We start from the raw sequence: 18,594 nt of genomic DNA on the forward strand, positions 1-18,594 counted from the left end.
GAGGGTCAGTCGTCCTTGAGGAGAGTCCCGTCGTAGATGAAGTCAGAGCAGGGCGCGTCCTCGTCGTCCGTTTGCGTGGTGTTGGTGCCGATGGTGTGGCGGTGCGGTCTGCCCGCCGCCGCGTTCCGGCCGTCTTCGAGGCCGAGAAAGGCGCCCACGCTCGTGTCGACGAACGAGGCGACGCCTCGGGAGGTGTCGTCGACGACCGCCCAGTCCTGGAGGTCGTCGTCGGAGTCACAGGCATGCTGTGCCACGGGAGCGTCCTTGGTCGCCAGGCCCGAGCTGGTGAGGCACAGCCTGCTCGCTCCGTTCCGCAACTGCACGTGGAGGAGACCATCGTCGTTCACGTCGCCGGTCACGACCAGCACGTCCCAGTGCTGACGTGCGCTGCCGTCGCAGGCGGCCTCGTGCGGCTGAAGGCCGTCGACGGCCCTTCCTCCCTCGATCTCCATGCACCCGCCGGTGATCGCGACGCGCAGCCGCCGGCTTGTGTCCCCGGCGGGCCTCTTGGGCTGCGCCATAACCGTCGGACGACGCGACGGGGGCGGTCCTGAGCGCGACGGCCGGGTCGAAGCGGTCGGCCGCCTTGAACCCTTGCCGGGCCGGTGGCCGGGCGAGGAGGAGGCGTCGCTGCCGGAGGAAGGAATGGCGGATGGCGCCAGATCCGCGTGACGGGCGGACGGGACGGTCGGCGGCGCGGACCGGTTGTCCTGCTCCTGAGGCAACAGGGCGAAGCCTCCGAGCCCGGCCGCGACCACCGCCGTGGCGAGCGCGGCGCCCATCGGCGCCGACACCTTGGCCCGGGACCACAGGCTCTTCGGCCCGGCGAGCGTCGCATGGCCGGCGACGGCCGCCGCGGTGGCATCGGCTCCGGCGCACCGTGCGGCGACGTACGCCGGGCCGCCCCACAGGAGCAGTCCCACCGGAAGTGCCGTAGGCAGACGCTCGTTGACATCGGTGAGGTGCTCCAGAGCCTGGCGGCAGGGCAGGCACTGCGCGAGGTGACGGTCGAGTACGCGGCTGGTGTGGCGCCCGGAGCGGCGCACCGCGGCGCCCAGCAGGGCGGCGTGATGCCGGCACTCGGCCGAAGCCGTACCTCTTTCGGCATGCGCCGACAGATAGGCTTCGCGCAGGCCCTCACGCGCGCGGGCCGCGAGGGAGGCGACACCGCTCGCCGTCATTCCGAGCAACGAGCCCACCTGAGCGGCCGGTTCGTTCTCGATCACCGTGTGCCACAGGACGGCTCGCCAGCGTTCGGGCAGCGCGCGAAAGCCCCGCAGCATCAGGTCGCGGTCCTCCAGCCGCAGCACACGCTCCTCACTGCTCTCCGCCTCCGGACCCTCCGGAATCGCCGCCAGCCAGCCGGCGAAGTCGGGAGACAACTCCGTCCGCCTGGCGGTGTCGGCCCATCCGGCGGCCGTACGGCGCACGATGGTCAAGAGGTAGTGCCGCCAAGCCAGTTCGGGTCCGCTGCCGGCCCGGACGGCTTGCAGGGCACGGGCGAAGGCTTCGGACGTCAGGTCCTCGGCGGTGTCGGGGTCCCGGCAGCAGATGCGGGCATACGCGAGCACGGCGGGCTGGTGGCGGCGGTACAGCTCGGTCAGAGCTTCGTCGTCGCCTTCCCGTACGGCAGCAGTGATGTCGGCATCCGACCGGGACTGCTGCTGTTCCTCATTGGAGAGCATGAATGTGGTCCCTCGGAGACGGCAGACGGGGCGATACCTGGCCAACTCATGTGCAGTGAGGGCCGGTTACCGGCATCGCCTCGGGATCTCGGGCGGAGATTAGCACCGTGAGCACATTGGCCGGGGAAAGCTGTCACGGGACTGACAAAATCACGCAGAGGCCGGTTGCGTGAGACGCAGCTGGAGTTCACTTGACTGACCCAAGTGGTTCAGACCAATACGGATATCCCTTGACAATCATCGCGAGCGAGCGTAATTTCTGGGCGCCATGTTCCAGATCATGGATGATGTTCACATATGTGACTTCATCGCAGCCTGGAATTCGACGCCGCCATGCGGTCCGACCACCCATGTCGCTTTATGTGAATTTCCCTGCACCCAATCGGCGGGAGCGCTCGGAAGTTCTTCCATGTGTTCTTCGTGATCTTCTGTGTGAACGAGAGGGAAAATGACTCAACGACGCATCGTGGTCTCGGGCGGCGGTACGGGCATCGGACGCGCCGTTGCCGACGCGTTCGCGGCAAGCGGTGACCGCGTGATCATCATCGGCCGCCGCGAAAGAGCGTTGGAGGGGACGGCGGAACTGCTCAACGCGGAGCACGGAGACGGCCTTGTCACGTGGGTTGCGGCGGACCTGTCCGAACCCGAACAGGTCCGCCGCGCGGTCCAGGTCGTCACCCGCGGCGGCGGCGTGGACGTCCTGGTGACCAACGCGGGCGGCAATGTGGCTCCGGCCCGCGGCGATGATCTGGAGGAGATCGCTGACGGCTACCGCCGCAACTTCGCTGCCAACGTGCTGACGTCCGTTCTGCTGACCGAGGCTCTCCTGCCGCACCTGGCCCGCCCCGGCGGCCGGATCGTCCATCTCTCCTCCGTCGCGGCGCTGCGCGGCCCGGGCTCGTACGGCGGATCCAAGGCTGCCGTCAACACCTACACCTTCGAACTCGCCCAGCGACTCGGCGCGGAGGGCATCACCGTCAACGCGGTGGCTCCCGGGTTCGTCGCCGACACGGAATTCTTCGGCGACCGCGCCACACCCGAGTTCGTCTCCGCCCGTGTCGCCCAGTCACTCACCGGCAAGCCGGGCACGCCCGACGAGATCGCCGTGGCGATCCGTTACGTCGCCTCACCGGAGGCGGCCTACCTGACCGGTCAGATCCTGCACATCAACGGCGGTGCGGCGCTCGGCCGTTAGCTCCGGCCACAGCCGAACCGATCACGCCGAGCCGGCCGGCCGCCGATCGGACCCGTGTCCGCGGCGTGGTCTCGTCCCCCATGCGAGACCACGCCGCGCCGGTTCATCCAGCCGGTGCCACGTCACACCCGTACGCCATCCCCATCCTCCGACTTCCCCGACTTCCCCGACTTCCCCGACTTCCCCGACTTCCCCGACTTCCCCGAGGAGAATCCGCATGCGATTCCTGCGCGTGGGCGCGAAGGGCGCCGAGTTCCCCGTCGTGATCGACGCCGACGGCATCTCTCCTGACCTGTCCACGGTGACAGGCGACATCGACGGGGCCTTCTTCGCCGCCTTCGGCGTCGGCCTCGCACGGGACGCCCTGGACGCCGGCGAACTCGCGCCCATCGACGTGACCGGTCTGCCGGTCGGTGCTCCGGTGGCCGCTCCGGGGAAGATCGTGTGTATAGGGCTCAACTACTGTGACCACGCCGCGGAAACCGGCGCGGAGCTCCCCTACGAGCCGGTGATCTTCCTCAAGGCCGCGAACACCGTGGTCGGACCGGACGACACCGTCCTGATACCGCGGACCAGTGTGAAGACCGACCACGAGATCGAACTCGCGGCGGTGATCGGACGAACGGCCCGGTATCTGGACTCTCCCGACCGGGCCCACGCGGTGATCGCGGGGTACACGATCAGCGACGACGTCAGTGAGCGGGCCTTCCAGCACGAGCGCGGCGGCCAGTGGACCAAGGGCAAGTCCTGCGAGACCTTCAACCCGCTCGGCCCCTGGCTGGTCACACCTGACGAGACAGGCGACCCGCAGAACCTGACGATGCGCCTGTGGGTCAACGGAGAGCTGCGCCAGGACAGTCACACCTCGAATATGGTCTTCCCCGTGCACATACTCGTCTGGTACCTCAGTCAGTTCATGGTGCTGGAGCCCGGCGACGTCATCAACACCGGAACACCGGCGGGAGCCGCCTTCGGCACCACCCCCTTCCCCTACCTCGCCCCCGGCGACGTGGTCGAAGCGGAGATCGACCGCCTCGGCCGCCAGCGCCACGTCATCGGAAGCTCCTGATGGCTGCCGCCGGGCGCCGTACGTCGCATCGCGCCGTGTTGATCACTGCGGTCGTGGTAGCCAACACGGCGTCGATGGAGTGACCTCGTCTTTGTACGGGCGCGACTCGCCGGAGGTGTGCATGCGACCAGCGCGGAGATCGATGGGGACTGCTGCAGGGTTAGGTGACACCTGACCTGGCTTGCTGAGAAGCGGCCTGGAAGGACGTTGCAGTGCCCAAGCCGTATCCGAAGGAGTTCCGCGAGGACGTCGTGCGGGTAGCGCGTAACCGCGAGCCCGGCGTCACGCTGGAACAGATCGCCACCGACTTCGGGGTCCACCCGATCACCCTGTCGAAGTGGCTGCGCCGTGCCGACACCGACGAGGGCAACAGGCCCGCGACGACGTCGGGTGAGTCGGCCGAGCTGCGCGAGGCCCGCAAACGGATCCGGCTGCTGGAGCAGGAGAACGAGGTGCTCAGGAGGGCTGCGGCATATCTGTCGCAGGCGAACCTGCTGGCAAAATGATGTACCCGCTCGTCCGTGAGCTGGCCGCCGCCGATGCCCCTGACAGGGTGCCGGTGGCGGTGACGTGCCGGGTGCTCGGGCTGGCCCGCCAGCCCTACTACCGGTGTCTGGACCGGCCGGTCACCGATGCCGAACCGGCCGAGGCGAATCGGGCCAACGCGCTGTTCGACACTCACCGCGACGACCCCGAGTTCGGTCACCGCTTCCTGCTCGACGAGGCCCGCGCCAACGGTGAGCCGATGGCCGAGCGGACCGCCTGGCGGATCTGCCGGGACAACGGCTGGTGGAGCGTCTTCGGCGAGTCCAGGGGCCGCGGCAAGAATGCCAAGGCCGGGCCACCGGTCCACGATGACCGGGTGCAGCGCAACTTCGCCGCCGACGGACCGAACCTGTTGTGGCTCACGGACATCACCGAGCACCCCACCGGCGAGGGCAAGCTGTACCTGTGCGCGGTCAAGGACGTGTTCTCCGGCCGCATCGTGGGCTATTCCATCGACTCACGGATGAAATCCCGCCTCGCGGTGAACGCGCTGGCATCCGCCGTCGCGCGCCGTGGCCAGGTGGCCGGGTGCATTGTGCATTCGGATCGCGGCTCGCAATTCCGGTCACGGAAGTTCGTGTCCGTTCTCGCCCGGAACAACCTGGTCGGCTCGATGGGCCGGGTCGGGGCGGCCGGCGACAACGCGGCGATGGAGAGCCCGAAAGTAGCCGCATTTGCTCAATGGACCGATAGCAACCGTCGCCAACGCCGAACCGCATCGTGAGAAGGAGGCCGCTACGGACCGTGCAGTTGCTCGCCCTCATGCCGTCCTGCCTGATGGCCGAGCGTCTCTCCTGGTCAGCGCCTGGTATACGACCAGTGACCTCGCTGCCTGCCGGAGAGTGGACGCCTCAACCCTGCGCCGCTGGCGCACCGCTCAACCTCCCCAGGGGCCGTCTTTCGTCACCGTCTCGGAACGCGTCGTGATGTACAGCGCCCTCGACGTCGAGGAATGGCTCCGCCACCGGCGCACCGTCCCGAGCAAGGGACTCAATGGCCGATAAGACCAACGTTCCTGCCGGTGTCCGCCTCTCGACCGATGTCGAGTACCGTCCTGATCGCCCCACTCCTTATCGGGCGCGCGTCCGGTGGACCGATCCAACCAGCAAGCGCCGTCAGTCACTTTCCGAGGGAAAGGACAGCGAAGAAGAGGCGCAGGAATGGATCCCGGCCATCATCGAGGCCGCGGAGGCCGGCCTGAGCCCGTCGCTGGCCACCATGAAGCTCGCCGAATACGGCGAAGCGAACATGAATCTCGCCCTGCGCGGCCTGGAGTTGAAATCGCTGGACCCCTGTCTTTCGGGGTGGCGGATGCGTGTGGTTCCCGCCCTGGGCCACCTCGCCGTGCGGATGATCACCAATGGTGTCGTCGACCGCACCGTGCAGAACTGGATCGCCGACGAGCACAGCCGCTCCACGGTGAAGAACACCATCGCCGTCCTGGTCCGCGTCATGGAGCAGGCCGTCCGTGACGGCATTATCAAGGTCAACCCCGCCCGGGTGACCGGCCGGCGGAAACTCTACAAGCAGGCCGAGGACGAACTCCTCGCCCCACGGGCGCTGGCCCTGCCCAACTGGGAGACTCTCGTCGCGCTGGCTGACGCCCTCGTTGCCGCCTCTCACGACCGGTACCGCGGTTGGACCGTACGGCTCCAGACCACACCCGCGCCCGGCGGACTGACCGACAAGGGCACCAAGGGCAAGCGCGCCCGCAAGGTTCCTATCGTCGAAGAGATCCGCCCCCTCGTCGCCCAGCGTGTCCTGTCCGCCGGCCCCAATCCCGACGCCCGCCTGTTCACCGGCCCGCGTGGCGGACGCATCTCCACCGCCGTCCTACGAGACGCCACACACTGGGATTACGTGGTCACCAAGCTCGGCTACGAGCATTCGCGTCGTCACGGCCTCCGGTACACCGGACTGACCTGGTTCGCGATGCCGGAGTCCAGGTACACATCCTCCGCCGGATCGCCGGCCACGGTTCCCTGACCACCACTCAGCGCTACCTGCACCCAGACGTACACAAGATCACGGCCGCCGGAGCGGCGCTCTCCGCACACTTCAGCGTGGACGCTGGTCCCCAACTGGTCCCCAAGAATGATCAAGGGCCGGTTTCGGATACCTCCGAAACCGGCCCTGACCTGCGACTTCGTAAAGTCGGGACGACAGGATTTGAACCTGCGACCCCTTGACCCCCAGTCAAGTGCGCTACCAAGCTGCGCCACGTCCCGGTGCGCTCACTCGCGGTGACCCGCGTGATCGCGCGAACAGCACTTTACCCCACGTGCGGCGCCCCGCCGAAGAGGGGCCGGACGAAGGGGCGGGACGGGGGACAATCGTCGTATGAGCGACGCAGGCGCAGCGGCGGGACGGGCGGCGGGCACCCGGGACCGGGACACCGAGGGGCGGGCGCGCAACGCCCGGCCCCGGGACGGGCTGGGCCGGCCGCTGCCGTACGGGTCCGAGGGTGTGGACCGGCAGCCGGAAGGGGTCGTACGGTCCCCGGAGCAGACCGTCCGCGCGGCGCAGGCGCTGCTGGACGCGGGCAGGCCGTTCCACGCGCACGAGGTGTTCGAGGACGCCTGGAAGGCGCGTCCCGGGGACGAGCGGACGCTGTGGCGGGGCCTGGCCCAGCTCGCGGTGGGCCTCACCCACGCGGCCCGCGGGAACGCCACCGGCGGGGCCCGGCTGCTGCGGCGGGGGGCGGGCGCGGCGGAGGAGTGGGCGGCCGGGCGGGGCGAGGACCGGCCGTACGGGATGGACCTGTGCGGGCTCGTCCGCTGGGCGCGGGAGCTGGCCGACCGGGTCGGGGCGCCCGGCGCGGGGCCCGTCGACGCGGCCGCGGAGGCACCCCGGCTGCGGTCCTGAGCAGGCCCGGAAACGAGACGCCCGCACCCCGTTCCGGACGGTCGTCGCAGGCCGTGTGGAGGCGGTGCACGCACTGTCAGTGGCATGGGGCAGACTCGGGGACGTGCGAAAGATTCATGTCATCGGTATCGGCGCGGGCGACCCCGACCAGCTGACCCTCCAGGCGGTCAAGGCGCTCCGCGGCACGGACGTGTTCTTCCTCCTCGACAAGGGCGAGGTGAAGAGCGACCTGACCCGGCTGCGCCGGGACATGCTCGACGCACACCTGCCGGAGGGGTCGTACCGGGTGGTGGCGGCCCGTGACCCGGAGCGCGACCGCGCGGCGGGCGGCGCGTCGTACTCGCCGGCCGTGGAGGACTGGCGCAGCGCCCGCGCCGGGATCTACGAGCGGATGATCACCGAGGAGCTGCCCGAGGACGGCACGGGCGCGTTCCTGGTGTGGGGCGACCCCTCGCTGTACGACAGCACGCTCGGGATCCTCCAGGAGGTGCTGGAGCGCGGCTCGGTGGCGTTCGAGTACGACGTGGTGCCCGGCATCAGCAGCGTCTCCTCGCTGGTCGCCCGGCACCGCACGGGCCTGAACCGGGTCGCCCGGCCGGTGCAGATCACCACCGGGCGGCGGCTGGCCGAGGGTTTCCCGGAAGGAGTGGACGACGTGGTGGTGATGCTGGACGCGCACCAGGCCTTCCGGGAGTACGCCGGGGACGACATCGACATCTACTGGGGGGCGTACATAGGCACCCCGGACGAGATCCTGGTCTCCGGCCCGCTCGCGGAGGCCGGCCCGCGCATCGAGCGGCTGCGGGCCGAGGCGCGGGAGCGCAAGGGCTGGATCATGGACACCTATCTGCTGCGCAGGAACCCCGCCGAGTCCTGAGGGTCGAGGAGGCCCGGTGCCGGTCAGAGTGCCGGGTCAGGGCGCCGGGTGTCCCGCGCCACCGAGACCGAGCCGGTCCAGTACGGCCGCCACGTCGGGCAGCGCCGTCAGGCCGGACGGGAGCGGCGGGCGGCGTACGACGACGACGGGGAGCCCGAGTTCCCGCGCGGCCGTCAGTTTGGCCGCCGTCGCCTCGCCGCCGCTGTCCTTGGTGACCAGCACGTCGACGCGGTGGGCGCGCAGCAGTGCCCGCTCGTCGGCGAGGGTGAACGGGCCGCGGGCCAGGACGACTTCGGTGTCCGGCGGCAGCGGCGGCCCGGGCGGGTCGACGGAGCGGACGACGAAGTGCAGGTCCGTCAGGCCGGCGAAGGCGGCGAGGCCGAGGCGCCCGGTGGTGAGGAACACCCGGCGGCCGAGGCGGGGCAGCGCCTCGGCGGCGGCGTCCAGGGACGGGACCGTGTGCCAGGCGTCGCCCGGTCCGGGCCGCCAGCCGGGGCGGCGCAGGGCGACGGCGGGCACGCCGGTGCCGGCCGCCGCGCGTGCCGCGTTGGCGGTGATCGCCTCGGCGAAGGGGTGGGTGGCGTCGACGAGGGCGTCCACGGCGTGCTCGCGCAGCCAGGCGGCGAGGCCGGCGGCTCCGCCGAACCCGCCGACGCGGACGTCCCCGGGGACGGCGCCCGGCCGTGCCACCCGGCCGGCCAGGGAGGTGGTGACGCGGACTCCCGGGAGCGCGGTGAGGGCGGCGGCGAGCCGGCGGGCCTCGGTGGTGCCGCCGAGGACGAGGACGTGCGGGGCCATGGCAGGCAGCGTACGGGTGGACGGCACGCGGCCCGGCCTGGGGCGGGTCAGCGGATCAGCAGCTGCACGCCGCCCACCACGGTGGCCGCGATCACCAGTTGTTCGAAGAGCCGCTGGTTGATCCGGTGCACCGCCCACTTGCCGAGCAGTGCGCCGGGGACGACGAAGACCACGAGGGCAGCGTCGAGCAGCAGCGAGTGACCGTCGATCAGGCCGAGCCCGGCGCTGAAGGGCACCTTGGAGACGTTCACGATGAGGAAGAAGAACGCCGAAGTGCCGAGGAAGCCGAGTTTGCGGAAGCCGGCGGAGAGCAGGTACAGCGCCATCACCGGGCCGCCGGCGTTGGCGACCATGGTGGTGAACCCGCCGAGGACGCCGTAGGAGCGGGCCTTGAGCCGCCCCGCCCGGGAGGTGACGGCCGCGGGCTCGTCCCCGGTCTCGGCGCGGCGCCGCCGCCGGACGGTGAGGCCGGCCATGAGCAGCAGGATCGCGCCGATGGAGGCGCGGACCACGCCGTCGTCCGCCCACACGAGGAACAGCGTGCCGAACACCACGCCGGCCGCCACGGCGGGGAACAGCCGCCACAGGGTGGGCCAGTGGGCGTGCCGCCGGTAGGTGAGCACGGCGAGCACGTCGCCCGCGATCAGGATGGGCAGCAGGACGCCGGTGGAGGCGCGGGCGGGCAGGATCGCCGCGAAGACCGCGAGGCTGACCGTGTTGGCCCCGCTGACGGCGGTCTTGGAGAAGCCGACCAGCAGGGCCGCGGCGGCGAGGGCGGCGAACTCCCAGCCGGATATGTGCCAGAGCGTCATCGTGTCCATGCGGAGACCGATGCTATGCGCACGTATCCGGTGGCGTCAGGAGCGTCTCGCCTGGCGGTCCCTGCCGCCCCTGCCGTCCCTACCGGTCGCCGTACTGGGTGCGCAGTTCCCGCTTGAGGACCTTCATGCTCGGGCCGAGCGGCAGCGCGTCCGCGAACTCCACGCGGCGCGGGTACTTGTGCCGGCCCAGGTGGTCCTTGGACCACTCGGTGAGCGCGGCGGCGTCGAGGCGGCCGTCCGCGGCGGGCACGACGACGGCGCACACCTCCTCGCCGTGCAGTTCGTCGGGCAGGCCGATGACGGCCACCTGCGCGACGCCGGGGTGGCGCATCAGGACCTCCTCGACCTCGCGCGGGTAGACGTTGTAGCCGCCGCGGATGATGACGTCCTTCTTGCGGTCGACGATCCGCAGGAAGCCCTCGTCGTCCTTGGTGCCGAGGTCGCCGGTGCGGAACCAGCCGTCGACCAGGGCCTCGGCGGTGGCCTCGGGGCGGCCGAGGTAGCCGGAGAAGACGTTGTGGCCGCGGATGACGACCTCGCCGAGTTCACCGGGCGGCAGGAGTTCCACGCGGCCCTCCACCTCGGCGCGGGCGATCTCGACGTCGACGCCCCACAGCGGGTGGCCGATGGTGCCGGCCCGGGTGCCGAACACGGGCTGGTTGACGGTCGCCGTCGGCGAGGTCTCCGACAGTCCGTAGCCCTCGTAGATCCGCGCGCCGAACGCGGCCTCGAACCGCTCCAGTACGGCCACCGGCAGCGAGGCGCCGCCGGAGATGCACACGCGCAGTACGGGCAGGGCGTCCGCGTCGGCCGCCGCAGCGGCGAGGGCGACGAACATCGTCGGCACGCCCTGGAAGGTGTTCACGCCCTCCTTCACCATGAGGTCGATGGCGCGGGCCGCGTCGAAGCGGGGCAGCAGGACGAGCGTGGCGCCCGCCCGCCAGGTGGAGTTGAGCGAGACGGTCTGGCCGAAGGCGTGGAACAGGGGCAGGGCGCCGAGCGCGACGTCGTCGGGGCGGATGTCGTTGGCGTCGAAGGCGTTGACGGTCGCGTTCATCACCAGGTTGAAGTGGCTGAGGACGGCGCCCTTGGGGACGCCGGTCGTGCCGCTGGTGTAGAAGATCACGGCCGGGTCGTCGGCGGCGCGGGTGACGTAGGAGGGCAGCGGCTCGGCATCCGCGGCGAGAGCGTCGAACTCCTCGCCGAGGACGACGGTGCGCACGCCCAGGGCGTCCGCGGCGGCCCGCCCGGTCTCGGCCTGCGCCGGGTGGACGAGCAGCAGGGCCGCCCCGCTGTCCTTGAGGACGTGCTCGACCTCGGGCGCGGAGAGCAGCAGGTGCACGGGGACGACGACCGCGCCGGCCGCCGCGGCGGCGTAGTACGCCACCGGGAACTCGGCGGTGTTGGGCGCCATCAGGGCGACCCTGTCCCCCGGCCGGACCCCGAGTCCGGCGAGCGCGCCGGCCCGCGCCCGGGCCCGCTCCCACACCTCGGCGAACGTCAGCCGCAGGTCCCCTTCGACCAGGGCGGTCTTCCCGGGGCGGCGCCGGGCGTTCTCGGCGAGTACGGCGGCGACGGACAGGCTTGCCATGTGTGGTGCTCCGTTCCTCGTGTGTCTGGTCCCGCGTGGGGCGCCGGGAGCAGGGTGCTAGTGCCGTTCGACCAGCACCGCGCTGCCCTGTCCGACTCCCACGCACATCGTCGCAAGGCCTCGCCCGGCGCCGGTGCGCCGCATCCGGTGCAGCAGGGTCGTCAGGATGCGGGCGCCGGAGCAGCCGAGCGGGTGGCCGAGGGCGATCGCGCCGCCGCTGGGGTTGACCAGGTCCGGGTCGATGCCGAGCTGGTCGACGCAGGCGAGGGCCTGGGCGGCGAACGCCTCGTTGAACTCGGCCTCCTGGACGTCGCCGATGTCCCAGCCGACCCGGGCGAGCGCCTTGCGGGTGGCGGGCACCGGGCCGAGGCCCATCACGTCGGGGTGGACGCCCGCGGAGGCGCCGGCGACGTACCGGCCGAGGGACTCCAGGCCCAGCTCGTTCAGGGCCTCCTCGCTGACCAGCAGCAGGCCGGCGGCGCCGTCGTTCATCGGGGAGGCGTTGCCCGCGGTGACCGTGCCGCCCGCGCGGAAGACCGGCTTGAGGCGGCCCAGCTTCTCCAGCGAGGTGTCCTCACGGACGCACTCGTCCTGCGCGACGACGACGCCGTCGGGCCGTTCGACGGGCAGGATCTCGTCGTCGAAGTGGCCGTTCTTCCGGGCGAGGGCGGCCCGCTGGTGGCTGCGGAGCGCGAACGCGTCCTGCCGTTCGCGGGAGACGCCGTGGCGGGCGGCGACCTCCTCGGCGGTCTCGCCCATGGACAGCAGCCCGTGCAGGTCCTTCATCGCCGGGTTGACCAGCCGCCAGCCGAGCCGGGTGTCGTAGGTCTCGATGCGGTGCGGCAGTGCCTCGTCGGGGCGGGGCAGCACGAAGGGGGCGCGGCTCATCGACTCGGAGCCCCCGGCGACGACGACATCGGCCTCGCCGGCGGCGATGGTGCGGGCGGCGGCGGTGACCGCTTCGAGGCCGGAGGCGCACAGCCGGTTGACGGTGGCGCCGGGCACGGTCTCGGGAAGGCCGGCGAGCAGCGCGGCCATGCGGGCGACGTTGCGGTTGTCCTCGCCGGCCTGGTTGGCGGCGCCCCAGTAGACGTCGTCGATCCGGGCGGGATCGAGGGAAGGCACCTCGGCCACCAGACGGCGGATCACGTGGGCCGCCAGGTCGTCGGGCCGCACGGAGGACAGGGCTCCGCGGAGCTTGCCGATGGGGGTGCGGCGGGCGGCCGCGAAGTGGACGGGACGCACGGCTTGGACTCCTGACCGACGACGCTGTGGATCAGCGCGGACCGAATGGTTGTTCCGCAGAGCCTTAATTAGCACTGCTAGTTTTGGACTATAGACCGCCGACCGGCTCCCTGGGAAGATCCCACAGAACCTTCGCCGAGCCGCTGGAGCAGACATGGCCGACACGCGCGAGCACACCCTGACCGGGACCCGCGGCACCCTCGCGGTCCGCGAGTGGCCGCACCCGGCCCCCCGCTACCTGGCGCTCGTCGTGCACGGCTACGGCGAGCACGCCGGACGGTACGCCGAGCTCGCGGCGGTCCTGGGCGGCCACGGGGCGGCCGTGTACGGGCCGGACCACATCGGTCACGGCAGGTCGGACGGCGAGCGGGTGGTGATCGAGGACTTCGAGGACGTGGTCACCGACGTGCACGCGGTCGCCGGCCTGGCCCGCGCCGCGCACCCCGGCCTGCCGCTGGTCGTCGTCGGGCACTCCATGGGCGGGCTGATCGCGGCCCGCCACGCCCAGCGGTACGGCGCCGGGCTGAGCGCGCTCGTGCTGTCCGGGCCGGTCATCGGCGACTGGGAACTGCCCGGCCGACTGCTCGCCCTGCCCGAGATCCCGGACACCCCGATCAGTCCCGCCGCGCTCTCCCGCGACCCCGCCGTGGGCCCCACGTACGCCGCCGATCCGCTGGTCTGGCACGGGCCGATGAAGCGGCCGACGCTGCGGGCGTTCGTACGGACCCTGGAGAGCGTAGAGAAGGGCGGCGACGTCGGCCCGCTGCCGGTGCTGTGGCTGCACGGCGACGACGACCGGCTGGTACCGCTGCCGGGAAGCCGGACCGGCGTGGAACGCCTCGCCACGGACCGGCTGACCGAACGCGTCTTCCCCGGGGCCCGGCACGAGATCTTCAACGAGACGAACAGGGCGGACGTCTTCGCGGAACTGACGGGCTTCCTGGACGGGGTGCTGCCGCGCTGACGGGGCGCCTGGACGGGCGGTGCCGTAGTCACCGGCTTCGCGGACGGCACGCTGCCGCGCCTTCCGGCTGTCTGGACGGGCCGCCGCCGCGCCGATCCGCTGCCCGGGCGGGTTCCCGGCGCGCTGACCGGCTGTCCCCGCGGGGCACCGCCGCGGCCCGCCGCCGCCCGGTCCCGTGGCCCGGCCCCTCCCCCGGCTCTCCTCCGCTGATCAGGGGCGTTTTGCTGCCTTCCGGCCGGGCACCCGCCCTCCAGGACGTCCTGCGCCGAGGCGCGCGCCACGGCGTCCGGACGACGCAGTACGACGACGGAAGGGATGATCCGCGCCATGGCCGTGGTGAGGAGCACGCTGCCCGAGGAGGCGCTCGGGGTCACCGGAACCGCCCTGCAGGAGACCCTGGTGGACCTGCCGGGACTGTCGCTGATCGGCAAGCAGGCGCACTGGAACATCGTCGGGCCCCGGTTCCGCTCGATCCACCTCCAGCTGGACGAGGTCGTCGCGACCGCCCGCACCCACTCCGACACGGTCGCCGAACGCGCCGCCGCGCTGGGAGTGCCGCCGGACGGCCGGCCGGAGACGATCGCCGCGACCTTCGCGCTGCCCGGCACCAAGGACGGCTGGCTGCGCGACACCTAGGTCGTGGAACTGCTGGTGTCGGGGCTGGGGACGGCCATCGCGCGGCTGCGCTGGGGGTCCCCCCAGCTCGAACGAAGTTGAGAGCCTGGGGGAGCATCGACGCGACCGAGAAGGCCGACCCGGTCACCCAGGACCTGCTGATCACGATCACCGCCGACCTGGAGAAGGAAGCGCTGGATGTTCCAGGCCGAGAACCACCGGCCCGAGGACACCGCCTGAGCCGCCGGCCGGACGCGGCACAGGAACCGCGGCACAGCGAACGCGCCGCAGGAAAGGGGAAACCCATGGCCGACTCCCTCGAACTCGAAGCGCTGTGGGAGGACTTCCACCGCACGGTGAACATGACGTCGCAGGAGCTGGCGGCCTGGCTCCGGGTCCGGGACGCGGGCGAGGAGACCGAGCCCCTTCCGGACGAGGCGGGCACCGCCACCGGGCAGCACGTGCTGGCCATCCTGCAGAAGCGGCGCACCGACCTCACCGACGACGACGTACGGGTGATGTACCGGGTCGTCGACACGGTCGGCGACCTGGTGGACGTGGCGGACGAGCCAGAGCCCGAGAGCACCCGCCGCCGGCACCGGCTGATGACGCTGGGCCACGACCCGCTGAAGCCGTAGCCGCCGTGAACCGCGACGAGCAGAAACGGGTCGTCGACGCGCTGGTGTCGGAGTACGGGCAGACGTACGCCGAGGAGGCGGGGATCCGGCTGAAGGACACCCCGCAGCCGCTGTACCGGCTGCTGGTGCTGGCCCTGCTGCTCAGCGCCCGCATCCGGGCCTCCGTCGCGCTGGCCGCCGCCCGGGAACTGCACGAGGACCACCTCGACAGTCCGCGCCGGATGGCCGACGCGGACTGGCAGCGGCGGGTGGACGCGCTCGGCCGGGGCGGCTACCGGCGCTACGACGAGCGGACGGCCACCCTCCCCCGTAGCCCTTCGGGCACGGGGGTACCCCCAGTCGCTCCGACTCCGCATTCGCTCCGCTGCGCTCGGCGACGGCGCAGAGCTGCTGACGGACCGGTGGGGCGGCGACCTGCGCCTGCTGCACGAGGAGGCGGACGGCGACACCGGCGAACTCCGGCGCCTGCTCCAGGAAGCGCCGGGCGTCGGGCCGGCCGGCGCCGACATCTTCCTGCGCGAGGCACAGCGGGTGTGGCCCGAGGTCGGCCCCTACCTCGACGACAAGGCGCTGGCCGGCGCCGGCCGGCTCGGGCTGCCGAAGGACCCCGGCCGGCTGACCCGGCCGGCCGGGGACACCGAACCCGCCGTGCTGGCCGCCGCGTTGGTGCGGGCCGCCCTGGACAAGCAGGTCGCCGAGGACTGCCTGCGCCGGGCCGCATGATCGTGTCAGACTGCTCGCACGCCCCCAGGTGACCATCCGGGGCCGGTCGAGCGGAGGAGCAGCACGTGACGGGGACCGAGCAGGCCGCCCAGGGCATCGACACCACCCGGCCGCACCCGGCCCGGGTCTACGACTGGTACCTCGGCGGCAAGGACAACTACCCCGTCGACGAGCAACTCGCCCGCCGCATCACGGAGATAGACGGCGGTGCGCCGCGTGCCGCCCGCGCCAACCGGGCGTTCATGCGCCGGGCCACCCGCGCGCTGGCCGAGGAGGCCGGAATCCGGCAGTTCCTGGACATCGGCACCGGCATCCCGACCGAGCCGAACCTGCACCAGATCGCCCAGTCCGTCGCCCCGGACGCCCGCGTGGTCTACGTCGACAACGACCCCATCGTGCTGGCCCACGCGGGCGCGCTGCTGCGCGGCACCCCCGAGGGCGTGACCGAGTACGTGCAGGCCGACGCCCGCGACCCTCGCTCCATCCTCGACCAGGCCGGCGCGATCCTGGACCTGGACCGGCCCGTCGCCCTGTCGCTGATCGCCCTGCTGCACTTCCTCGCCGACGAGGACGGCGCCCACGACGTGGTGCGCACCCTGGTCGACGCCCTGGCGCCGGGCAGCTGCCTGGTGCTGTCGATGATGACGGCCGACTTCGAACCGGAGAACGTACGGCGGGGCATCACCGCGTACGCGCAGGGCGGGGTGACGCTGGTGGCCCGCTCGCAGGACGAGGTGGGCGCCTTCTTCACCGGCCTCGACCTGCTGGAGCCGGGGATCGTGTCCGTCGCGGACTGGCGGCCCGAGGAGGCCCCCGAGGGCGACGGACCGATCTCCCTGTACGGCGCGGTCGGCGTCAAGACGGCCCGGTGACCGTAGCTACAGCGGTATATGCGGTATATCGAGGACCCGGGCGACGGTCCGCAGCACCCCGTTGTCGTTGTTGGACGGCGCGAGGTGCCGGGCCCGCCGGACCACCTCCGGGTGGGCGTTGGCCATGGCGAACGACCAGTCCGCCGCGTCGAGCATCTCCAGGTCGTTGAGGTAGTCGCCGACTATGAGTGCATGAGCGCTGCGCTCACCAGGATCTTTGCAGGTACCTGGGGAAACGCAGAGCCTGCAATATCTCTGACTACCCAGAGCGGAGGCTCATGTCATGACTGTGACCAAGGCCACTCACCGCCGGACCCTCCCGAACGATCTGATCACCGCACTCCGCCGCTCCGCCCGTGTCGCGGTCGACGCCGAAGAACTTGAGGCCGTCGCGGGCGTCGTCGGAGCCTTCCGGTCCCAGTCGACCGACCGCCGGGAACGCCGACAGTACGACCGCCTCCTCCGCCGGGTATGGCGGCAGATGGACGCACGTTAGCCCCCCTTGCCCTGACCCGTCGGCGTGGTCACGTCCTTGAGGAGCGGGGGCGTACCGGAAGGCCACTATCTGGGACCCAGAAGCCGCTGGGCGGATGTTCCCGCAGGCAACCCGACCGGTAACAACGCCGACAGGCGGGCAGGGGCTCGTAGCGTTACGGTCCCCTCTATGAACGAATACACAGACGTGAGACTGACCGCAGAGAGCGATGCGGACTGGGCAGCTGCTTACCGGGTCTTACAGTCGCTCTCTGACACATATGAGCCCGACAGGCCGACCAACAGGGGGTTTGTCTGGTACAACTTCCGGGGCAGCCAGCATAGGGAGGTGCCCGTCACACTGGGGGTCTGCCTTGCGGGGGACGTTGAGGCGCACGTTCGAGCGAGCCTTGCCAGCCTGGCCCCACCGCACCTAGTCGATCAGTTCAGGGTCGAAGTAGAAGACGCCAATCCTCTGATCTAGATCCCCACCCCTCTGGGACCCTCCGTGCGGGGCATTCCCAGGGGGCTCTTTGCATGCTGTCAGGGGCTCCATGTCCTACCCCTGCCCCACAATTCCTCTGCGTGGTCGCGGAACCGGTCAAACATGCCGCCGTCGCCGTGCCGCCGCAGGTGCAGAAGGGGCGAGTCGTGTCCGACCAGCCGTGCAAGGTGCGGTGTCACCAGGGCGTCATCATCGAAGCGGAACACAGACAGGCTGACATGGTTCACAGCGTCCTCAGGCGCGCTGTAGCGGACTTCCACCCCGTCCAAACGGGCTAGGTGCTCAAGCGTGATGCGGATGCGCGTGGAGACGCTCAGGGCGGTGTCCTCGATGACTTCCCGCTGCCTGGTCACCTCCCCCTCAGGGTCGCCGAGCAGGAAGCGCACAGACACGCCATCCTGGATCTTTCGGGCAAGGGTCTGGGTGAACGCCGGGATCGACGTGAAGAAAAAGTAGTTGGTGTACCCGGCTAGGAAGATCTCCCGCGCGGCACCCTCGGTCAGGCCCGACCACACGGAGCCGGGGCAGGCGGACCGGTAGGGGTAGGTCCGGGCGATCTCCACGTCACCGCCGGTCTTGATTCGTTCCTTCACGGCCTTGGGCCAGAGCATCTCTTCGTTGACTCCCAACGCCTCTGCGGCGTCGTGACGGTTCCGAGCGTGCGGCACTAGGTCTTCGTCCGCCAGCCACCGTTCCACGGTCTTGCCGGTCACACCGATGTGTGCCGCGAGGCGTCTGGGCGGCACGCCGGCCGCCTCCATAGCCGTTCGTAAGCCGACGTTCAACACCCCTCCTACGGACGTTTGGGCGTTTTCCAAGGTACCGCCCAGAGGGATCAACTGTCCTTGTGACGCAGGCACATACGACTGTCCGGGGGAGCCAGGATCAAACCCATGGGAGCCAAGAGACAGACCACGCCCGCCAACCCCGTCTTCCTGTCGCATGCAGTCCATGAGGAGTGGCTACTCGACTGCACCCCGGCAGCGGGCTGCCGGGTGTGCGCGGCCAACTGGAAGCAGCTCGAAGCGGCCCGGGACGCCGGGAACATTGATCAGGCGGCCAGGCACGCGTCAGAGATCCGTGATCATCGTGGGGGTGGGCACTCGTGATC

Annotated in this window: 16 protein-coding genes, 1 tRNA gene and 3 pseudogenes; 12 read left to right on the forward strand and 8 right to left on the reverse strand. The window is 71.0% G+C overall.

The window, feature by feature from the left end:
• Positions 1 to 5: 5 nt before the first annotated feature.
• Positions 6 to 1,685: a sigma-70 family RNA polymerase sigma factor gene (locus DBP14_RS03065; protein ID WP_129305507.1), complete on the reverse strand. Its 1,680-nt coding sequence runs from the start codon at positions 1,683 to 1,685 to the stop codon at positions 6 to 8.
• A 448-nt stretch (positions 1,686 to 2,133) separates the two neighbouring features.
• Here DBP14_RS03065 and DBP14_RS03070 point away from each other — a divergent pair, with 448 nt between their 5' ends.
• The 4 genes and pseudogenes from DBP14_RS03070 (at position 2,134) to DBP14_RS03100 (ending at position 6,481) form a co-directional block, all read left to right on the forward strand.
• Positions 2,134 to 2,880: an SDR family oxidoreductase gene (locus DBP14_RS03070; protein ID WP_129305508.1), complete on the forward strand. Its 747-nt coding sequence runs from the start codon at positions 2,134 to 2,136 to the stop codon at positions 2,878 to 2,880.
• Between the two features lie 217 nt (positions 2,881 to 3,097).
• Positions 3,098 to 3,949 (forward strand): fumarylacetoacetate hydrolase family protein, encoded by an 852-nt coding sequence (locus DBP14_RS03080; RefSeq protein WP_129305510.1) that lies wholly within the window; start codon positions 3,098 to 3,100, stop codon positions 3,947 to 3,949.
• 212 nt (positions 3,950 to 4,161) lie between these two features.
• Positions 4,162 to 5,153 (forward strand): annotated as a pseudogene (locus DBP14_RS03090) (IS3 family transposase); the annotation flags it as partial.
• 335 nt (positions 5,154 to 5,488) lie between these two features.
• On the forward strand, positions 5,489 to 6,481 hold the full coding sequence (locus DBP14_RS03100) for a site-specific integrase (RefSeq protein WP_241740784.1): 993 nt from the start codon (positions 5,489 to 5,491) through the stop codon (positions 6,479 to 6,481).
• Between the two features lie 168 nt (positions 6,482 to 6,649).
• On the opposite strand, the gene DBP14_RS03105 is transcribed toward DBP14_RS03100, so the two are convergent.
• A tRNA-Pro gene (locus DBP14_RS03105) sits at positions 6,650 to 6,723 on the reverse strand.
• 112 nt (positions 6,724 to 6,835) lie between these two features.
• Here DBP14_RS03105 and DBP14_RS03110 point away from each other — a divergent pair.
• Both DBP14_RS03110 and cobF read left to right on the forward strand, forming a co-directional pair.
• Positions 6,836 to 7,360 carry a DUF309 domain-containing protein gene (locus tag DBP14_RS03110; RefSeq protein WP_129305513.1) on the forward strand — a complete coding sequence of 175 codons (525 nt, stop codon included), beginning with the start codon at positions 6,836 to 6,838 and terminating at the stop codon, positions 7,358 to 7,360.
• A gap of 103 nt (positions 7,361 to 7,463) precedes the next feature.
• Positions 7,464 to 8,237: a precorrin-6A synthase (deacetylating) gene (gene cobF, locus DBP14_RS03115; RefSeq protein ID WP_129305514.1), complete on the forward strand. Its 774-nt coding sequence runs from the start codon at positions 7,464 to 7,466 to the stop codon at positions 8,235 to 8,237.
• Positions 8,238 to 8,273: 36 nt separating this feature from the next.
• Here cobF and DBP14_RS03120 read toward each other — a convergent pair whose 3' ends face one another.
• The 4 genes from DBP14_RS03120 to DBP14_RS03135 form a co-directional block, all read right to left on the reverse strand.
• Positions 8,274 to 9,035, reverse strand: a complete 762-nt coding sequence (locus tag DBP14_RS03120) for a cobalt-precorrin-6A reductase (protein ID WP_129305515.1) — start codon at positions 9,033 to 9,035, stop codon at positions 8,274 to 8,276.
• A 47-nt stretch (positions 9,036 to 9,082) separates the two neighbouring features.
• Positions 9,083 to 9,856, reverse strand: coding sequence for a sulfite exporter TauE/SafE family protein (locus DBP14_RS03125; RefSeq protein WP_129305516.1), 774 nt, complete (start codon positions 9,854 to 9,856; stop codon positions 9,083 to 9,085).
• A 79-nt stretch (positions 9,857 to 9,935) separates the two neighbouring features.
• Complete coding sequence (locus DBP14_RS03130) at positions 9,936 to 11,447, reverse strand: long-chain fatty acid--CoA ligase (RefSeq protein WP_129305517.1); 1,512 nt, start codon at positions 11,445 to 11,447, stop codon at positions 9,936 to 9,938.
• A 57-nt stretch (positions 11,448 to 11,504) separates the two neighbouring features.
• Positions 11,505 to 12,692 (reverse strand): thiolase family protein, encoded by a 1,188-nt coding sequence (locus DBP14_RS03135; RefSeq protein ID WP_129305518.1) that lies wholly within the window; start codon positions 12,690 to 12,692, stop codon positions 11,505 to 11,507.
• A gap of 154 nt (positions 12,693 to 12,846) precedes the next feature.
• Between DBP14_RS03135 and DBP14_RS03140 the strand changes: the two genes are divergently transcribed.
• The 5 genes and pseudogenes from DBP14_RS03140 (at position 12,847) to DBP14_RS03160 (ending at position 16,504) form a co-directional block, all read left to right on the forward strand.
• Complete coding sequence (locus DBP14_RS03140) at positions 12,847 to 13,656, forward strand: alpha/beta hydrolase (RefSeq protein WP_129305519.1); 810 nt, start codon at positions 12,847 to 12,849, stop codon at positions 13,654 to 13,656.
• A gap of 327 nt (positions 13,657 to 13,983) precedes the next feature.
• Positions 13,984 to 14,511: pseudogene (locus DBP14_RS03145) on the forward strand (DNA starvation/stationary phase protection protein).
• A gap of 65 nt (positions 14,512 to 14,576) precedes the next feature.
• Positions 14,577 to 14,909, forward strand: coding sequence for a DUF3140 domain-containing protein (locus tag DBP14_RS03150; protein ID WP_129305520.1), 333 nt, complete (start codon positions 14,577 to 14,579; stop codon positions 14,907 to 14,909).
• 5 nt (positions 14,910 to 14,914) lie between these two features.
• Positions 14,915 to 15,632 (forward strand): annotated as a pseudogene (locus DBP14_RS03155) (endonuclease).
• A 65-nt stretch (positions 15,633 to 15,697) separates the two neighbouring features.
• Positions 15,698 to 16,504: an SAM-dependent methyltransferase gene (locus tag DBP14_RS03160; RefSeq protein ID WP_129305521.1), complete on the forward strand. Its 807-nt coding sequence runs from the start codon at positions 15,698 to 15,700 to the stop codon at positions 16,502 to 16,504.
• A gap of 6 nt (positions 16,505 to 16,510) precedes the next feature.
• Here DBP14_RS03160 and DBP14_RS03165 read toward each other — a convergent pair whose 3' ends face one another.
• Positions 16,511 to 16,771: an HAD hydrolase family protein gene (locus tag DBP14_RS03165; RefSeq protein WP_277752748.1), complete on the reverse strand. Its 261-nt coding sequence runs from the start codon at positions 16,769 to 16,771 to the stop codon at positions 16,511 to 16,513.
• A gap of 16 nt (positions 16,772 to 16,787) precedes the next feature.
• On the opposite strand from DBP14_RS03165, the gene DBP14_RS03170 reads away from it, so the two are divergent.
• Positions 16,788 to 17,000, forward strand: a complete 213-nt coding sequence (locus tag DBP14_RS03170) for a hypothetical protein (RefSeq protein ID WP_129305522.1) — start codon at positions 16,788 to 16,790, stop codon at positions 16,998 to 17,000.
• Between the two features lie 521 nt (positions 17,001 to 17,521).
• Here the strand turns inward: DBP14_RS03170 and DBP14_RS03175 are convergent.
• Entirely contained in the window at positions 17,522 to 18,271 is a 750-nt protein-coding gene (locus tag DBP14_RS03175; RefSeq protein ID WP_347239633.1) for an XRE family transcriptional regulator, read from the reverse strand.
• Between the last annotated feature and the right edge of the window lie 323 nt (positions 18,272 to 18,594).

The organism is Streptomyces sp. L2 (assembly GCF_004124325.1).
In the GTDB taxonomy this organism is placed as follows: domain Bacteria; phylum Actinomycetota; class Actinomycetes; order Streptomycetales; family Streptomycetaceae; genus Streptomyces.